Genomic DNA, 15,994 nt, shown 5'->3' on the forward strand with positions numbered 1-15,994 from the left:
CGATTAGCGCGTTCCCGGTTCCGCCGCCTCGGTTTGGGCGGTGCAGGTGCCGGCGAGCTCGCCAATATGCGCCTTCCACTCCGGGGACTGGTCGTTGCTGTAGAGCCGGTCAAGCGAGGCTTCGCCCTGGAGAGTGTCCAGCATGCAGGCACAATAGCTGGAGCAGAACTCGGTGTCGCGTGCCTGCTCGCAGGATATCTGGCAGGATTTCAGAAAACGCACCTCCCTGGTTTCGGCCTGCGCCGGCATGAATTGCGAAAACAGCCAGACCGAGCCGATCAGCACCGGCTGATGGATCAAATAGAAGGCAAGGCTGTGCCGGCCGATGAAGACCAGCGGATTTGCCCAGCGGCCAGGCGCCAAGGCCGACAGCCGCGTCAGCGCGCCGGAGGTGGCGGCGAGCTTGGTAACCGCGATGCCGGCAAGTACGGCGCCGAACCAGGGCAGCAGTGGAACGTAGTCGTTGGAGCGCGGGTTGGTCGCCGACAGGCCGACCCACCACAAAGCCGGATGATCGAAAAGCTCAGATCGCAGGTAGAAAGGCGCGGCAATGGCGAGGGCCGCCACGGCAAGCGTCAGTAGCGCCGGCAGGCGCAGGAACGCCAGGCCGAGCAGGCTGGCGAGCGCGATCTCGTGCAATATGCCGAAGAAGATGAAGCCGTCGGGCGTGGCGATGCGGGTGACCAGCGATATTGCGAGCGCTGCGCCGGCAACCGTGGCGAAGCGCTTCCAGAAGCCGGTCCAGCGGATTTTCTTGCCATGGGCGAGATAGAGGCTGATGCCGACCAGGAACAGGAAGCTCGAGGCGATGCAGCGCGCGTAGATTTTCCACCAGCCGAAGGCGGTGAGGCCGGGATCGGTGTAGCCGAAGAATTCGAGGTCCCAGGTGAAATGATAGCTCGCCATGGCAAGCAAAGCGATGCCGCGTGCAATGTCGATAGCGGCGATGCGCTTCGACTTCGGTTGATCCTGAACGGCTGCGCTCGGCGTGTCGATGCTCATGGTCTCGCTGTCCTGGTTCAGCCCCGGCAAGACGACTATCACGGTTGCCACCGTCAAAAGAAGCAGGGCCTTGCGTCGCGTTGGTACCGGTCGGCATCAGAGCTGCTTTAGGCCAGAGCCGGAAAGCCTTTGGCCGGCGTGCTGGCGTTTTTCGGACTGGGCGCGGTTTTCGCGACACTCGGCCTGCTGGCGGCGGCCTGCGGCTTCGTCACCTGGCGCTATCTGCCCAAATCGCTTTGATGTGCGAGCGCCGCATGGCGCTCGCGCACCCAGTTGTGGAAGCGGTGCAAGTCGTATTCCTCGGGCATCAGTACGCCGGCCTTGTGGCGCATCGAGCGCAGGCCCATCTGGTTGACCTCGCAGATAACAGCATCCTCCTCCAGCACCTGGGTACCGAAGGCGACGATGTTGTCGATATCCGCGGCCGGATCGGCGAGCGCTTCGCCTCGCGGCAGACGAGCAGCCAGTTGCGATACCAGATGGCCTCGAGATCGCGCTGATAGGCCGCGATGTCCCAACAGGCTGATGACGGCAGCGTCGGCTCGGCCCGCATCAGGCCGTTGTAGGGACCGCGCTCATTCGGGCTGGGTTGCATGCCAGCTTCCTCCCCATCCGCCAGCCGACACCCGGCTGCGAAAATTGTCAATCGCGGCGCCGGCCGACCGGCTTGGCGAGGCGGCGCATTCGCCACACGATCCGGCGGAATTTGGTTTGCCGGGCGCGGCGATTCTGCCTATAGTCGCTGATGTCGTCGGTTCCGTTTGGAACCAAGAGGGAATGCGGTGAGGGCAAGTTGTTTGCCCAATGCCGTGGCTGCCCCCGCAACTGTGTGCGGTAGTCCTCTCCATATGCCACTGAAGGTTCGCCTTCGGGAAGGTGGGGAAGGGCGCTGATCCGCGAGCCAGGAGACCTGCCGGCGACAGGAAACTGACTTCTATGCCCTCGGGTGGAGGGCGAAAGGACAAGACATGAATACCGCTTCCGTTTCGCTCGGCGCTTCCGCCTCCTCGCAGTCGCGTCTCATGCAACTGGCGCTTGCTGCATTCCTCGGCATTTTCGTCATGGGCTTTGTCGGCTTCTCGCATATCGATGCGGTCCACAATGCCGCGCACGACTATCGCCATTCGATGGGCTTTCCCTGCCACTAACAAGGGGCTGACATCATGACACTGTTTCGCAACGTCGTGTTCATCGCGGCGATCGCAGGGCTTGTGGCCGGCGTGGCTCTCGCCTGCATGCAAGCCTATGCCACGGTGCCGCTCATCCTAAAGGCGGAAGTCTACGAACAGGCCGGCGGCGGCCATGACCATGCCGCGGCACCTGCGGCACCGGCCGAAAACGCCGCAGGCACGACGGCTATGAGCAGCGCCGCGCCGGCACCGGCTGAAGCAATGGCTCCGGCGGAAGACGAAGGCTGGGCGCCGGCGGACGTTTTCGAACGCTTCGGCTTCAGCGTCGTTGCCAATATCGTCACCGGCATCGGCTTTGCGCTGGTCCTGGTTGCGGTTTCGGAATTCGCCGGCGGCATCGGCAATTGGCGCCAGGGCCTGTTCTGGGGGCTGGCCGGCTTTGCCGCGTTCACGCTGGCGCCGGGCCTCGGCCTGCCGCCGGAACTGCCGGCGATGCCGGCGGCCGACCTTGTCCAACGCCAGATCTGGTGGTGGGCAACAGTGCTGGCGACAGCGGCCGGTCTCGGCCTTATCGTCTTCCGCAGATCGCTGCCGCTGGTGGCTCTTGCCGTGGCGTTGATCGTTGCGCCGCATATCGTCGGCGCGCCGCAGCCCGATAGCTTCGAAACGGCGATCCCGGAAGGCCTGCACCACCAGTTCGTGGTGGCGGTGACGCTGACCAATCTGGTGTTCTGGCTGGTGCTCGGCGCGGTCGTCGGCGTGGTGCGCGGACGCTTCACGGGCACGGCGACCAGCCTGCGCGACAGCTTTGCCTGACCGCGCTGCCGGGGCACTGACCCTGGTCATCGGCGGTGGGCGGACCGGAAAGAGCGCGCATGCCGAGAGGCTGGTAACGGCCTGTCCGGCGCCGTGGAGCTATATTGCCACCGCGCAAGCCTATGACGAGGAGATGCGCCAGCGCATCGCGCTGCACCGCTCGCGGCGCGGCGCCGGCTGGACGACCATCGATGCGCCGCTCGACCTTGCCGGCGCGATCGGAGCGCTGCCTGACGGCCAGCCGGTGCTGATCGACTGCCTGACGCTGTGGCTGACCAACCATATGCTGGCCGACCATGATGTCGAGGCCGAATGCCGGAGGCTGGCCGATGTGTTGTCGCGGCCGCGTGGGCCGTGGTTCGTGGTGTCCAACGAGGTCGGCCAGGGCATCGTGCCGGACAATGCGCTGGCAAGACGGTTTCGCGACGCCGCCGGTCGGTTGAATCAGGATGTCGCGGCTGTTGCCAGCACCGTGCTTTTGATGGTGGCGGGGCTGCCGCTCAAGGTGAAATGACATGGCTGATATTATCGATCTCAAGACCATTGAACAGGGGGACGAGGAACGCCACCGCGCCAAGATGGCCAAGCGCAAGGCGGTGCAGGACGCCGAGGTCGCGGCCAAGACGGTCGAGAAGGGGCTGCTGATCGTCAACACCGGACCGGGCAAGGGCAAGACCACGGCCGCCTTTGGGCTGGCGCTCAGGATGCTCGGCTATGGCAAGCGCGTCGGCGTCGTCCAGTTCATCAAGGGCAAGTGGCACACCGGCGAGAAGGACGCGTTTGCTAGTTTTGGCGATCGCGTCGTCTGGCACGCCATGGGCGAGGGCTTTACCTGGGAAACGCAGGACCTGAAACGCGATATCGCGGCGGCCGAGGCCGCCTGGGCGAAGGCGCTCGAGCTGATGGCCGAGCCGTCGATCAGCCTCGTGGTGCTCGACGAGCTGAACATCGCGCTGCGCTACGACTACCTCGATCTCGAAAAGGTGGTCGCGGCGTTGAAGGCGCGTCGCGAAGGCCTGCATGTCGTCGTCACCGGCCGCAACGCCAAACCGGTATTGGTCGAGGCGGCCGATCTGGTCACCGAGATGGGCGTGACCAAGCACCACTTCTCCGCCGGCGTGAAGGCGCAGCAGGGGATCGAGTTCTGAGGGGGTTGCTGGGGAGGCAGAGGCGCGGTGTCTCGACCTCTCAAGATTTGGGTTCCTCGCCCGCCGCGAAGCGGGGGAGAGGTGGCCGCGAAGCGGCCGGAGAGGGGGCTTTCGTAGAGCGCGGTTCCCCTCTCCGTCTCGGCTTCGCCGAGCCACCTCTCCCCACTTTCGTGGGGCGAGAAACCCAAGCTGGAACTAAGCTGCGAACCTTCAAGGCTGAAGGCGCCCTATTTTGTTCTTGCTTTGTGCCGGCAGCTATGCTAGTAACTTCGGTATGGTGCTGATTGGCTCCAACGACCCGCCGCATGGTGGGTTTTTTGTTTCGCCTGGGATCGGGCGAAGATCACAACAGAATTACGACCGTCGAGATTACCCCAAACAGTGCGATCAGCAGAAAGTCGGCGATCCGGTAGAGTTTCAGTGCCGCCGGATGTCAGGGATAGAGTTCTGGTCGCTTGCGAAGCTGGAGATTGTTCGTGGACCAGGCGGTAATCGTCTATCTTATTCTCAATGATGGTCAGTTTGGTGCCGCTGACGAACGCGAATCCATTTATGCGCTCGAGAATCGGCTAGAGAAAGCTATCGAGGATGCATCGGTCGGCGAGTTTGACGGTGACTTGTTTGGTGAAGGCGAATGCATCCTCTACATGTATGGGCCAAACGCTGAACGACTTTTTGTCGTAGTCGAACCCTTATTGAAATCTTCTCCCGTAGCTGCCGGTGGGTACGCGATCAAAAGGTTTGGCGTGGAAGCCGATCCGAGCGCAAAGGAAGTCCGTGTTACCTGGTAGGTCGGGTTTTCCGACCCATTCGGACGTTCACGCGGCGATGACGATCACCGCGATCACGCCGAACAGCGCGATCAGCAGAAAGTCGGCGATCCGGTAGAGTTTCAGCGCCCGTCGGATGTCGGTGCTCTCGACATCATCGCGCCGGCCGCCTTCGCCCATCAATGCGTCTTCGACCATGACGCCGTCATAGGAACGGGGGCCGGCGAGCGCCAGGCCGAGCGCGCCGGCCATCGCTGCTTCCGGCCAGCCGGCATTGGGCGAGCGGTGTTTTTTCGCATCGCGCCGCACGGCGTGCCAGGCGCCGTTGGCGTCGGCGCCCTTGACCAGAAAAGCGGCGAGTACGATCAGCAGCGCCGTCAGCCGCGACGCCGGCAGATTGATCCAATCGTCGAAGCGCGCAGCCGCCCAGCCGAAGGCTTCGTGGCGCGGGGTGCGATGGCCGATCATCGAATCGGCGGTGTTGGCGGCCTTGTAGGCGACGCCGCCGGCGAGCCCGCCGATACCGAGCCAGAAGGCCGGAGCGACGACGCCGTCGGAGAAATTCTCGGCCAGGCTTTCGATCGCGGCGCGGCAGACAGCGGCCCTGTCGAGCTTTTCCGGGTCGCGACCGACGATCCGCGAGACGGCAATGCGGCCCATGTCCAGTCCGCCGCTGTCGAGGGCGTCGGCGACGGCTTCGACATGCTCGGCCAGGCTCTTCTGCGACAGCAGCGACGTCGCCAGGATTGCGGTAACCAACAAGCCGAGGGGAATGCTCCAAAGCAAGGTTTCGAGCCAGAGGGCGAGGGCGGCCGGCACCAGCACGATCACCAGCAGCGTGACGACGCCCCAGCCGCGACGGTGGGCGTCGGAATCAGTGGCGCGGTTGAGCCTGCGGTCGAGAAAGGATATCAGCCTGCCGAACCAGGTGACGGGATGGCCAATGGCATCGAAGAGCCGGGCCGGGTAGCCGAGTACAAGTTCGATGGCCAGCGACAGGAAAGTGATCAGGATCGGCATGAAGGCTCTTGATGGAGTGACGGCGGCAGTGGACCACGGCGGAAGCCTTGGCCGGGCGAGGGCGCTTTTCCCTCACGCGCCGCTGCCTTTCGTCGACCTCTCGACCGGGATTAATCCGCACTCCTACCCGCTTTTCGATTTGCCCGCCACCGCCCTGTCGCGATTGCCGGAAACAGCGCGCGGCCGCGACTTGGCTGAACGCGCGGCAAGCGCCTATGGCGCCCCGTCGGCGGCGAATGTCGCAGCGGCGCCCGGCACGCAGATCTTGTTGCCGCGCGTCGCTTCCCTGGTCAGCCCGGGCACGGCGCTGGTGCTCGGGCCGACTTATGCCGAGCATCGGCGGGCAGCGGCGATCGCCGGCCATGCGGCGGCTGAAGTCGATGATTTCGAAGCCCTGGCGGCGGCCGACCTTGCCGTCGTCGTCAACCCCAACAACCCGGACGGGCGTGTCGTCGAGCGCGAAAGATTGCTTCGACTTGCCGGGACATTACGAGCCAGAGGTGGGCTGCTGGTGGTCGACGAGGCTTTCATGGATGTCGGCCCGCGCAGCGAAAGCCTGGCCGGCGACGTCGACCAGGGCGGCATCGTCGTGCTGCGTTCGTTCGGCAAGTTCTTCGGCCTGGCCGGCCTGCGGCTTGGCTTTGCACTGGCCGATGCGCTGACGGTCGAGCGGCTGGAGGCGCAATTCGGGCCATGGGCGGTTGCCGGGCCGGCGCTCGAATATGGCATAAGGGCGCTTGCCGATACCGGCTGGCAGGCCGGGATGCGGCGCCGTCTGGCCGAGGATGCCGCACGGCTCGATACGCTGTTCGGCCGCTTCGGCGTGCCTGTCGCCGGTGGCACCGCGCTGTTCCGCTATATCAGGCTGGCGAACGCTGCCGGCCTGTTTTCGGCGCTTGGCCAGCGCGGCATCCTGCTTCGGCATTTCGCCGATCGTCCGGATGTGCTGCGCGCCGGCCTGCCGGGAGCCGACGAAGAATGGCGGCGGCTCGAATCCGCACTTGCCGGCTGGGCCTCGCGGCGCGACGATAATGCCAAGGGAGAAACGACCCAATGATCCATGTCTGCTCGCTGTCCAAAGTCGAGGAAACGGTAACGAAGACCGGGGCCGGCCGGCTGCTTTCGCTGCTTGCCGCCGGAACGGAGGTGATGCGACCGGCCTCGATCACCAGGGAAAACCATCTGCATCTGGTCATGCATGACATTGCGGTGGCGCAAGAGGGCATGACGATGCCGGGCGAGGAGCATGTTCTGAACCTGCTCGATTTCGCACGGCAATGGAATCGCTCGCGGCCGCTGGTGGTGCATTGCTATGCCGGCATCAGCCGCTCGACCGCCTCGGCCTACATCATCGCGGCAGCGCTGGCGCCGAAGCGCGACGAGGCCGAGTTGGCCGAGACGCTGCGCGCGCTGTCGCCCACGGCGACACCCAATCCTCGGCTGATCGCAATTGCCGACGCACTGCTCGATCGCAGAGGCCGGATGATCGAAGCGATCCAGGCGATCGGGCGCGGCGCGGATGCTTTCGAAGGCACGCCGTTCGAATTGAAAATCTGAGCCTAAAAACAAATTCCAGGAAAAGTGCGCAGGAGTTCTAGCACACGGCCAAGGGGCGAATGATGATCGGGAGAATTTTGGCCATGGTTGTTGGCGTGGTCTGCGCGACAGGCAGCGCCATGGCCGCGTCCATGCCGGCTCTCAAGTCGATCGACCTGGCAGCGCTCCAAGCCACTGTCGAGGGTTTGGCCAAGGAACTTATGCTGCCCGGTGCCATGGTTTTGCTCAAGACTCCGCGGGGCAACCTCGTCTTCGGCTACGGTACGACTGAACTGGGTGCCACGAACCCGCCGCGCGCCGATACCCACTTCCGTGCGGCCTCGAACACCAAGACGATGACCGCCGCTGTCATCGTGCAACTGGTGCAGGAAGGGAAACTGAGCTTCGCCGATCTGATCTCGAAATACGTCCAGCGCGTTCCCAACGGCGACGAGATAACCATTCGGCAGCTCATAACAATGCGGAGCGGCCTCCCTAACTTCACCAATGCGCCGGAACTTGCCGAAAGCCTGGACAAGTATCCTTACAGGGTATGGACCGCTGATGAAGTACTCGGCATGGCGTTCAAACGGCCGCCGGACTTCGCGCCGGGTGCCGAATTCGAGTACAACAACACCAACTACTATCTGCTCGGCCTTGTTGCCGAGAAGATCGACGGCAAGCCGCTCTCGACCATCTTCCGGGACCGCCTGTTCGGGCCGCTCGGCATGAAGAACACCGCTTTGCCGCCGAGCACGTCGAACGCCATCCCCGAGCCATACTCAAACGGCTATCTCTACGGCAGTACTTCGTACGCCCTGGCTGATGCGCCCTATCCGGACGACCTCCAGGCTGCGGCCAGGGCGGGAACGCTCAAGCCCAACGACGACACATGGCAGAACCCGTCCGCCTACTTTGCGGCTGGCGGAGTCATCTCCACCGCGGATGACCTCGCGACCTGGATGCGCGCGCTGGTCGGGGGCAAGCTCTTCAATGCCGACTTCCAGCGGCAGTGGCTTGCAAGCCCTGAGGCGCCGGAGCCGGGCGAACCCGCCATGCAAAAATACGGCTATGGCATCCTAACGCTGACCTTCGGGCCTAACGAAATCTACTATCACGAAGGCGAGATGCCCGGTTACCAGTCCTTCATGGGCTACGATCCGGCCAATGATGTCACCCTGGTCATATGGACCAACCTGACTCTCGCGCTCGACGGCCAGGCGACCGCCAACACCTTGATGGTGAAGATACTGGACGAAATCTACACGGTGTCGCCGCTTCAAGAGGTGAAGTGAGGATCCTCGCGCGCGAATGGAATCGCCCCTCGTGAGCGAGGCCTGAGCTGGTGGGATCAAACACCTACGCCAACCAATCCGCCAGCTTTGCCTTGCCCACGTCCCTCAGCAGGCCGATGAAACCGTCGGCCTGATGCTCGGCGGTGAGCCGGCCTTTTTCGGCGGTTGCAATGCTGGCGTCGCCGACCACGCCATTCGGGTTGAGGTCGCTGGCGATCCAGGCGAAGGCGTGTGTTCCAGTGTGGCGCAGCAGCGCAAATTCCTTTTCGGCGCGGGCGACCTTGGACACGAAATTGTCGGCCTTCCCCATGTCGACGAGGTCGGGCCGGAAGTGCAGCATCAGCGAGGTCTCGACGTCGCCGCCATGAATGCCGTGGCGGTCCTCGAGCTCGGTGTACATGCTGGCCGGCCGGCCAAAACGCTGCCAGCTGGTCTTTACCGCCAGCATCTTTGCCCGCACGCGCAATTCGCGGGTGACGATGCCCATGATCTCCTCATTGCCGCCATGCGAGTTCACGACAATCAGTTTTCGGACGCCGGAACGCGCGACCGACAGGCCAAGTTCGGTCCACGCCTCGACCAAGGTCGTCGCCGGCAGGGTGAGGGTGCCCGGCGCATGCAAATGCTCGTTCGACTTGCCTACCGCCTGGACCGGCAGGATGCGGATGTCGAGATCGCCGGGCAGGCGCGCGATCACCGTTTCCAGCATGCCGTTCATGATCGAGGTGTCGGTCGAAACCGGCAGATGCGGCCCGTGTTGTTCGATCGCTGCCAGCGGCAGAACGGCAATGGTCGTCTCAGGATCGACGGTCGCGTATTCGGTGGTCCGGTAGTCACCCCACCATACGCGTTTTTTTGCAGTGGTCATGTCATGCCTCTTGAACCGACAAGCCCAGACCTAACGCGGGAACGATCGGCTGTCGATCATCCCGCCGCAATCACCTCGATCTCGACCTTGAATTCCGGCCGGGCAAAACCGGACACGATCATCAGCGTCGAGGCCGGCGCCGGGCTGGCGAACAGCCGGTCGCGAACCTCCATATAGGGCCGCAGGAAGGCGCGGTCGGTGACGTAGGTGTTGATGCGGACGATGTCGGACAGGCCGAGCCCGGCCTCGCCGAGAATCGCCGATATGTTCCGGAAACAGAGCTCGGCCTGTGCGCCGGCCTCCTCGGGGATCTGGTCGTCCGGGGTGATTGCGACCTGGCCCGAACACAGCACCAGCCGCTTGCCGGGCGGCAGTTCGACACCATGGCTGTAGCGGGCGAAGGGCGGCTTGATCGACTTCGGCGTGAGAAATTTGAACATGGCAATCTCCGTTCACGGCAGCCTATCGCATCGGCCCGAAAATCGGGATCGATTTTCGGAAAGCACGATGCGAAGATTCAAAGTTTTAGAGCGTACTTTGTGCGTCCAAGTGGACGCACGTCGCTCTAAGGCCGGATCGATGCGGGCATCAAGATGGCGGTGCATGTCACGAGGGCGATTGTGGACAGGCGATCAAAAAATAGGCACGATGCCTTTCGTACAGCATGACCCGTCCGGCCTTCGCGCCGCCATTGCTCAGGCGGGCATTGCACAAGCGGGCGGTCCCGGCGCAACGCGCCGGTGGCATGTGTCTTGCTTCTTGAAACAATGGTGTCGAGCCCGGCGCGTGACGCGCCGGAGCGAACAAAGGGTGGTGTGGATGTACGGAAAACTCAAGATTTCGGCGGGCGTGATCGTGCTGCTTGGCGCAGGCACGCTTGCCGCGGCAGCGAACGAAAAAGTCACCTTCGGCACCAACTGGCTGGCTGAGCCGGAGCATGGGGGTTATTATCAGGCCGTGGTGGACGGCACCTATGCCGCCTGCGGCATCGACGTGACGATCATGCAGGGCGGCCCACAGGTCAGCGGCCGGCCGCTGCTGCTGGCCGGCAAGATCGATTTTTACATGGGCGGCAATCTGCTGTCGGCCTTCGATGCCGTGCAGCAAGGCATACCGATGCGCGTCGTGGCGGCCGACTTCCAGAAGGACCCGCAGGTCATCATGTCCCATCCCGGCCAGGGGCTGGACAAATGGGAAGACCTGAAGAACGCCGACCAGTACATCCTTGGCGACGAAGGTGCGCAGACCTTCTTCCAGTGGATGGTCACCGATCTCGGCTTCGACGCCGCCAAGCGCGCGCCCTACACCTTCAATCCGGCGCCGTTCATCGCCAACAAGAAGTCGATCCAGCAGGGTTACGTCACCTCGGAGCCATTCGCCGTCGAGAAGCAAGGCGGTTTCACGCCGAACCAGTTCCTGCTGGCCGACTATGGCTGGGACACATATGCAACGACGGTCGAGACCATGCAGGAGACGGTCGACAAGCGGCCCGAGGTGGTCCAGTGCTTCGTCGATGGCTCGGCCAAAGGCTGGTACAATTATCTCTACGGCGACAACAAGGCCGCCAACGAGATGATCAAGAAGGAAAATCCGGATATGACGGATGAGCAGATCGCCTTCTCGATCGAGCAGCTGAAGAAGTTCGGCGTGGTCGATTCCGGCGACAGCGAAAAGCTCGGCATCGGCGCCATGACCGATGCGCGCATCCAGAGTTTTTACGACAAGATGGTCAAGGCCAAGGTCACGCCGGCGGGCATCGACATCAAGAAGGCCTACACGCTGGCCTTCGTCAACAAGAGCGTCGGGCTCGACCTGAAGAAGTAGGCCGTGAAGCTGGAGAAAGTGGCGCAACAGCCAGGAAGCGTATCGGGGCCGACGCTGTTGGCGCTGCGTGGCGTCGGCAAGGTTTTTTCCAACGGCGTCACCGCGCTCAGCAATGTCGAGCTGACGATCCGGGAGGGCGATTTCCTCAGCCTGCTCGGGCCGTCGGGCTGCGGCAAATCGACGGCGCTGCGGCTGATTGCCGGCCTATCGACGCCGACCTCGGGCGTGCTCGACTGGCGCGGCAGCGGCGCCCTCGAGCGTTCGAATATCGGCTTCGTCTTCCAGGAGCCGACGCTGCTGCCCTGGGCCGACGTCTTCGACAATGTCTGGCTGCCGTTGCGTCTGAAGGGTGTGTCGCGGGCCAAGGCGGCGCCGGCGGTGATGGAGATGCTGGCGCGGGTTCACCTGACCGGCTTCGAGAAGGCCGTGCCGCGCGAACTGTCAGGCGGCATGAAAATGCGCGTCTCGATCGCCCGCGCCATGGTGACCAAGCCGCGCATTCTGTTGATGGACGAGCCGTTCGCGGCACTCGACGAGATCACCCGTTTCAAGCTCAACAACGACCTTCTGGAGCTATGGCAGGATGAGCGTTTTACCGTGGTCTTCGTCACCCACAGCGTCTTCGAAAGCGTTTTCCTCTCCAACCGCGTCGTCGTCATGGCGGCGCGGCCGGGCCGCGTGTTCGCGGAGCTTGGCGTCGATGCGCCCTATCCGCGCGATGAGGCGTTTCGCACTTCGCTCGATTATGCCGCGCTCTGCCGCCAGGCATCCGACGTGCTGATCGGCGCCATCAACTCAACTGCCGGACCGCATCATGACGGCCATTGAACAACAAGTCCTGGCGCTCGACCCGGAGGAGGCGCGCCGCGTCCGCCAGGAGCGCTTCGAGCGCATCGGCAGATGGCTGCTGCCGCTGGCGATCATGATCCTGGCGATCTGGCTGTGGGACCGCATCTGCGTCTGGAACGACATCCCGAAATATATCCTGCCGCGCCCCAGCGTGGTGCTGCAGACGCTGCATGACGATGCCGGGCTGCTGTTCTCCTCGCTGCTGGTGACGCTCAAGATCACCTTCTTCAGCCTGCTGCTCGCGGTGGTCGGCGGCGTCGGGCTGGCGGTGCTGTTCGCGCAGTCGAAATGGGTGGAAATGTCGTTCTTTCCGTTCGCCATTGTGCTGCAGGTGACGCCGATCGTCGCGATCTTTCCGTTGATCAACATCTATGTCGACAACCAGACGACAAAGCTGCTGCTTTGCGCCTGGATCGTCGCCTTCTTCCCGATTCTCTCCAACACCACGCTCGGCCTCAATTCCGTCGATCGCAATCTGCGCGATTTGTTCAAGCTCAACGGCGCCACCCGCTGGCAGCAACTGCGCTATCTGCGGCTGCCGGCGGCGATGCCCTATTTCCTCGGCGGGCTGAAGATCGCCGGCGGGCTGTCGTTGATCGGCGCGGTGGTGGCCGAGTTCGTCGCCGGCGCCACCGGCCAGTCGTCCGGCCTCGCCTCGCGCATCATCGAGGCCGGCTACCGGCTCAACGCACCAAGGCTGTTCGCGGCGCTGATCCTGATCTCGCTCACCGGCATCCTGATCTTCCTGGTGCTGTCGCTGATTTCGCATCTCATTTTGCGGCGCTGGCACGAGAGCGCGCTGAGGCAGGAGCGGTGATGGTGAGCAGCGCCGCCTTGATACCGGCTTCTGGTTCCTACCAACTTTCCAACGTCCGGCTTCACGCGTCGCTGACGCCGGGGCTTGCGGCTGCCTTTGACGCCGACGGATTTGCGCTCGCTGACATTGCCGTCGCCGATGGCAAGATCTCCGGGATTACGGCGCATCGATCCAACGCACCGGCGGACGCCACCGACCTCGGCGGCCGCATCGTGCTGCCGTGCTTCGTCGATTGCCACACCCATATCGACAAGGGCCACATCTGGCCTCGAAAGCCCAACCCGGACGGCACCTTCATGGGCGCGCTGAACGCAACGGGCGCCGACCGGGCGGCGCGCTGGAGCGCCGACGACGTCGCCCGCCGCATGGATTTTTCACTGCGCTCGGCCTATGCGCACGGCACCAGGGCGCTGCGCACGCATCTCGACAGCGTTGCCCCGCAGGAAGAGATCTCCTGGCCGGTGTTCGAGACGATGCGCGAGAAATGGCGCGGCCGCATTGAGTTGCAGGCGGCCTGCCTGCTCGGCATCGAGGGCGTGCGCGACAGGAAATGGTTCGACAGGCTGGCCAAACGGGTGGCTGGTGCCAAGGGCGTGCTCGGCGTCGTCACCTACATGATGCCGGACCTCGAAGAACTGCTCGACCAGGTGTTTGCGCAGGCGATCAAGCATGGCCTCGACCTCGATTTCCATGCCGACGAGACCGACGATGCCTCGGCGATCTCGCTGAAGAAGATCGCCGAAGCAGCCCTGTGGAACGGCTTTGAGGGAAAAATCCTGGTCGGCCATTGCTGCTCGCTGGCGCGCCAGCCCGACCTCGAGGTGCTCGACACGCTGGACAAGGTGGCAAAGGCCGGCCTGGCGGTGGTGTCGCTGCCGATGTGCAATCTCTATCTGCAGGACCGGCGCGGCGACAACACCACGCCACGCTGGCGCGGGGTGACGCTGCTGCATGAAATGAAGGCGCGCGGCATTGCCGTTGCCGTCGCTTCCGACAACACGCGCGACCCGTTCTATGCCTATGGCGATCTCGACATGCTGGAGGTCTACCGCATGGCGACGCGCATCCTGCATCTCGACCACCCCGTCGCCGACTGGCCGCAAGCAGTGACCGCGACGCCGGCCAAGGTGATGCGGCTCGACGGCTTCGGCACGCTTGCCGCCGGCGGGCCGGCCGATTTCGTCGTCTTCAGAGGGCGAAGCTGGACGGAATTGCTGTCGCGACCAGAATCGGACCGCATCGTGGTGCGCGACGGCCAGGCGATCGAGCGCCAGCTGCCCGATTATGCCGAACTCGATGATCTGATGGTGGAATGATGGATATTGCGGCGCTTAAGCGCGACCTGGACGGTTTGAAGATCGACGACCATCCGGCGATCGTCCAGCAGAAGAGCCGCGACTTCTACTGGTACAGCCCGGTGCTGAAGCAGCAGCTCGAGCACGTCACCGGCGACCTGATCGTGACGCCGAAAACCGAAGACGAGGTCGTCCGCATTCTCGCCGCCTGCCACCGGCACGGCGTCCCGGTGACGCCGCGCGGCAGTGGCACCGGCAATTACGGGCAGGCGATGCCGCTGTCCGGCGGCGTCGTGCTCAATCTCGCCGAGATGAACGCGGTCAAGACGATCGCGCCGGGCCGTGTCGTCACCGGCCCCGGCGCCGTGCTCGCCGACATCGACAGAGCGACGCGGGCGCATTCCGGCCAGGAGCTCCGCATGTCGCCATCGACCTACAACACCGCATCGATCGGCGGCTTCGTCGCCGGCGGCTCCGGCGGCATCGGCTCGATCCGCTGGGGCGGACTGCGCGACCTCGGCAACGTCATCCGGCTGAGAACCGTGACGATGGAGGCTGAGCCGCGGGTCATGGAGCTCACCGGCGAGGACGTGCTGAAGGTGATGCACGCCTACGGCACCAACGGCATCATCACCGAAGTCGAGATGCCTCTGACCGCCAGCTATGACTGGATCGACGTCATCGTCGGCTTCGACGATTTCATGGATGCGGCTGGCTTCGGCAACGATCTCGCCATTCAGGACGGCATATTGGCGAAACTGATCACGCCGATCGCAGCACCCATCCCCTACGATTACTTCAAGCGCCACCAGCGGTTTTTCCGGCGCGGCCAAAGCATCGTCGTCTTGATGATCGCGGCGCATGCGATGGATGCCTTCCTCGCCTTCACGGCGCGCAGCAAGGGCGAGATCGTCTTTCGCGCCGACAAGGAGGCCGATCTCAAAGGGCTGCCGCCGGCCTATGAGCTGACCTGGAACCACACGACGCTGCGTGCCATCCGGGTCGATCCGACGATCACCTATCTGCAGACCCGCTATCCGTCGCCGGACCACCTCGGCCACGTCAAGGCGATGGTCGACCGCTTCGGCGACGAGGTGCCGGCGCATCTCGAGTTCATCCGCTTCGACGGCGCCATCGGCATCGCAGGGCTGCCGCTGGTCCGCTTCACCACGGCGGAGCGGCTCGACGAGATCATCCGCATCCACGAGGACAATGGCTGCTGGATCTTCAACCCGCACCGCTACACGCTGGAAGAAGGCGGCATGAAGCGGACGGATGAAGTGCAACTGGCTTTCAAGCGCGAGACCGACCCGCAAGGGCTGCTCAATCCCGGCAAGATGATCGCCTGGGAGAACCCGGACTATGATTATCGCTCGGGCAAGTCGTTCCTGTTCAAGGGACTGGAGAAGGCGGGTTGAGACGATGACGGGCGTGTGGCGCTGTACCCCCCTCTGGCCTGCCCTCTTTGCCACCACTTGGCATCTCCCCCTCAAGGGGGGAGATTGGCAGTTCCATCGTCTCGACCATCTTCCAACGTCGTCAACTGGCGAAAGCGATACTGACAGCCGATCTCCCCACTTGAGGGGGAGATGCCCGGCAGGGCAGAGGGGGGTGCTTGGTGCCG

At 63.8% G+C, this 15,994-nt stretch carries 18 protein-coding genes and 1 riboswitch; of the genes, 13 read left to right on the forward strand and 5 right to left on the reverse strand.

Annotated features, from left to right (window positions below; all coding sequences use genetic code 11):
- Positions 1-3 precede the first annotated feature (3 nt).
- Positions 4-1,002 (reverse strand): heparan-alpha-glucosaminide N-acetyltransferase, encoded by a 999-nt coding sequence (locus NKH16_RS21835; RefSeq protein ID WP_352742325.1) that lies wholly within the window; start codon positions 1,000-1,002, stop codon positions 4-6.
- 218 nt (positions 1,003-1,220) lie between these two features.
- Positions 1,221-1,388 carry an SRPBCC family protein gene (locus NKH16_RS21840; RefSeq protein WP_352742519.1) on the reverse strand — a complete coding sequence of 56 codons (168 nt, stop codon included), beginning with the start codon at positions 1,386-1,388 and terminating at the stop codon, positions 1,221-1,223.
- A 349-nt stretch (positions 1,389-1,737) separates the two neighbouring features.
- Positions 1,738-1,934: riboswitch (cobalamin riboswitch) on the forward strand.
- Positions 1,935-1,970: 36 nt separating this feature from the next.
- Between NKH16_RS21840 and NKH16_RS21845 the strand changes: the two genes are divergently transcribed.
- From NKH16_RS21845 to NKH16_RS21865, 5 genes are all read left to right on the forward strand, one after another.
- On the forward strand, positions 1,971-2,150 hold the full coding sequence (locus tag NKH16_RS21845; RefSeq protein ID WP_023676561.1) for a CbtB domain-containing protein: 180 nt from the start codon (positions 1,971-1,973) through the stop codon (positions 2,148-2,150).
- A 15-nt stretch (positions 2,151-2,165) separates the two neighbouring features.
- A complete protein-coding gene (locus NKH16_RS21850) occupies positions 2,166-2,948 on the forward strand; it encodes a CbtA family protein (protein WP_352742323.1) in 783 nt (260 codons plus the stop codon).
- Complete coding sequence (gene cobU / locus NKH16_RS21855; RefSeq protein ID WP_352901732.1) at positions 2,941-3,462, forward strand: bifunctional adenosylcobinamide kinase/adenosylcobinamide-phosphate guanylyltransferase; 522 nt, start codon at positions 2,941-2,943, stop codon at positions 3,460-3,462. The genes NKH16_RS21850 and cobU overlap by 8 nt, the downstream gene beginning before the upstream one ends.
- Before the next feature lies 1 nt (position 3,463).
- Entirely contained in the window at positions 3,464-4,096 is a 633-nt protein-coding gene (cobO, locus tag NKH16_RS21860; protein ID WP_352742319.1) for a cob(I)yrinic acid a,c-diamide adenosyltransferase, read from the forward strand.
- A 476-nt stretch (positions 4,097-4,572) separates the two neighbouring features.
- Positions 4,573-4,887, forward strand: a complete 315-nt coding sequence (locus NKH16_RS21865; protein ID WP_051406122.1) for a hypothetical protein — start codon at positions 4,573-4,575, stop codon at positions 4,885-4,887.
- Positions 4,888-4,914: 27 nt separating this feature from the next.
- Here the strand turns inward: NKH16_RS21865 and cbiB are convergent, their stop codons facing one another.
- On the reverse strand, positions 4,915-5,886 hold the full coding sequence (gene cbiB, locus NKH16_RS21870; protein ID WP_352742318.1) for an adenosylcobinamide-phosphate synthase CbiB: 972 nt from the start codon (positions 5,884-5,886) through the stop codon (positions 4,915-4,917).
- On the opposite strand from cbiB, the gene cobD reads away from it, so the two are divergent.
- The 3 genes from cobD (at position 5,885) to NKH16_RS21885 (ending at position 8,717) form a co-directional block, all read left to right on the forward strand.
- Positions 5,885-6,943 carry a threonine-phosphate decarboxylase CobD gene (cobD, locus tag NKH16_RS21875; RefSeq protein ID WP_352587595.1) on the forward strand — a complete coding sequence of 353 codons (1,059 nt, stop codon included), beginning with the start codon at positions 5,885-5,887 and terminating at the stop codon, positions 6,941-6,943. The genes cbiB and cobD overlap by 2 nt on opposite strands.
- Complete coding sequence (locus NKH16_RS21880; protein WP_352742316.1) at positions 6,940-7,443, forward strand: tyrosine phosphatase family protein; 504 nt, start codon at positions 6,940-6,942, stop codon at positions 7,441-7,443. Before cobD ends, NKH16_RS21880 begins: the two co-directional genes overlap by 4 nt.
- Positions 7,444-7,562: 119 nt before the next feature.
- On the forward strand, positions 7,563-8,717 hold the full coding sequence (locus NKH16_RS21885) for a serine hydrolase domain-containing protein (RefSeq protein WP_031211732.1): 1,155 nt from the start codon (positions 7,563-7,565) through the stop codon (positions 8,715-8,717).
- Positions 8,718-8,781: 64 nt separating this feature from the next.
- Here NKH16_RS21885 and NKH16_RS21890 read toward each other — a convergent pair whose 3' ends face one another.
- Positions 8,782-9,585, reverse strand: a complete 804-nt coding sequence (locus NKH16_RS21890) for a creatininase family protein (protein WP_352742315.1) — start codon at positions 9,583-9,585, stop codon at positions 8,782-8,784.
- Between the two features lie 56 nt (positions 9,586-9,641).
- A complete protein-coding gene (locus tag NKH16_RS21895; RefSeq protein WP_352617542.1) occupies positions 9,642-10,025 on the reverse strand; it encodes a RidA family protein in 384 nt (127 codons plus the stop codon).
- 379 nt (positions 10,026-10,404) lie between these two features.
- Between NKH16_RS21895 and NKH16_RS21900 the strand changes: the two genes are divergently transcribed.
- Genes NKH16_RS21900 through NKH16_RS21920 form a run of 5 tightly spaced genes read left to right on the forward strand, consistent with a single transcriptional unit; the run spans position 10,405 to position 15,788 of the window.
- On the forward strand, positions 10,405-11,409 hold the full coding sequence (locus NKH16_RS21900; RefSeq protein ID WP_352742313.1) for an ABC transporter substrate-binding protein: 1,005 nt from the start codon (positions 10,405-10,407) through the stop codon (positions 11,407-11,409).
- Between the two features lie 3 nt (positions 11,410-11,412).
- Positions 11,413-12,237: an ABC transporter ATP-binding protein gene (locus NKH16_RS21905; protein WP_352742312.1), complete on the forward strand. Its 825-nt coding sequence runs from the start codon at positions 11,413-11,415 to the stop codon at positions 12,235-12,237.
- Complete coding sequence (locus NKH16_RS21910; protein ID WP_352742310.1) at positions 12,224-13,075, forward strand: ABC transporter permease; 852 nt, start codon at positions 12,224-12,226, stop codon at positions 13,073-13,075. The genes NKH16_RS21905 and NKH16_RS21910 overlap by 14 nt, the downstream gene beginning before the upstream one ends.
- Before the next feature lie 17 nt (positions 13,076-13,092).
- Positions 13,093-14,391, forward strand: coding sequence for a cytosine deaminase (locus tag NKH16_RS21915; RefSeq protein ID WP_352742517.1), 1,299 nt, complete (start codon positions 13,093-13,095; stop codon positions 14,389-14,391).
- The gene (locus NKH16_RS21920) at positions 14,388-15,788 is read left to right on the forward strand and encodes an FAD-binding oxidoreductase (RefSeq protein ID WP_502894970.1); all 1,401 of its coding nucleotides are present in this window, start codon (positions 14,388-14,390) and stop codon (positions 15,786-15,788) included. Before NKH16_RS21915 ends, NKH16_RS21920 begins: the two co-directional genes overlap by 4 nt.
- Positions 15,789-15,994: the final 206 nt, after the last annotated feature.

The organism is Mesorhizobium sp. M1307 (assembly GCF_040318155.1).
Taxonomy (GTDB): Bacteria; Pseudomonadota; Alphaproteobacteria; order Rhizobiales; family Rhizobiaceae; genus Mesorhizobium.

What these genes read in the sequence shown, in the direction of transcription:
- NKH16_RS21845 (WP_023676561.1), top strand. Translation starts at nt 1,971, where the DNA reads ATGAATACCGCTTCCGTTTCGCTCGGCGCTTCCGCCTCCTCGCAGTCG.
- NKH16_RS21835 (WP_352742325.1), bottom strand. Translation starts at nt 1,002, where the DNA reads ATGAGCATCGACACGCCGAGCGCAGCCGTTCAGGATCAACCGAAGTCG.
- NKH16_RS21910 (WP_352742310.1), top strand. Translation starts at nt 12,224, where the DNA reads ATGACGGCCATTGAACAACAAGTCCTGGCGCTCGACCCGGAGGAGGCG.
- NKH16_RS21895 (WP_352617542.1), bottom strand. Translation starts at nt 10,025, where the DNA reads ATGTTCAAATTTCTCACGCCGAAGTCGATCAAGCCGCCCTTCGCCCGC.
- cbiB (WP_352742318.1), bottom strand. Translation starts at nt 5,886, where the DNA reads ATGCCGATCCTGATCACTTTCCTGTCGCTGGCCATCGAACTTGTACTC.
- NKH16_RS21880 (WP_352742316.1), top strand. Translation starts at nt 6,940, where the DNA reads ATGATCCATGTCTGCTCGCTGTCCAAAGTCGAGGAAACGGTAACGAAG.
- NKH16_RS21890 (WP_352742315.1), bottom strand. Translation starts at nt 9,585, where the DNA reads ATGACCACTGCAAAAAAACGCGTATGGTGGGGTGACTACCGGACCACC.
- NKH16_RS21920 (WP_502894970.1), top strand. Translation starts at nt 14,388, where the DNA reads ATGATGGATATTGCGGCGCTTAAGCGCGACCTGGACGGTTTGAAGATC.
- NKH16_RS21900 (WP_352742313.1), top strand. Translation starts at nt 10,405, where the DNA reads ATGTACGGAAAACTCAAGATTTCGGCGGGCGTGATCGTGCTGCTTGGC.
- NKH16_RS21885 (WP_031211732.1), top strand. Translation starts at nt 7,563, where the DNA reads ATGGCCGCGTCCATGCCGGCTCTCAAGTCGATCGACCTGGCAGCGCTC.
- NKH16_RS21850 (WP_352742323.1), top strand. Translation starts at nt 2,166, where the DNA reads ATGACACTGTTTCGCAACGTCGTGTTCATCGCGGCGATCGCAGGGCTT.
- cobO (WP_352742319.1), top strand. Translation starts at nt 3,464, where the DNA reads ATGGCTGATATTATCGATCTCAAGACCATTGAACAGGGGGACGAGGAA.
- cobD (WP_352587595.1), top strand. Translation starts at nt 5,885, where the DNA reads ATGAAGGCTCTTGATGGAGTGACGGCGGCAGTGGACCACGGCGGAAGC.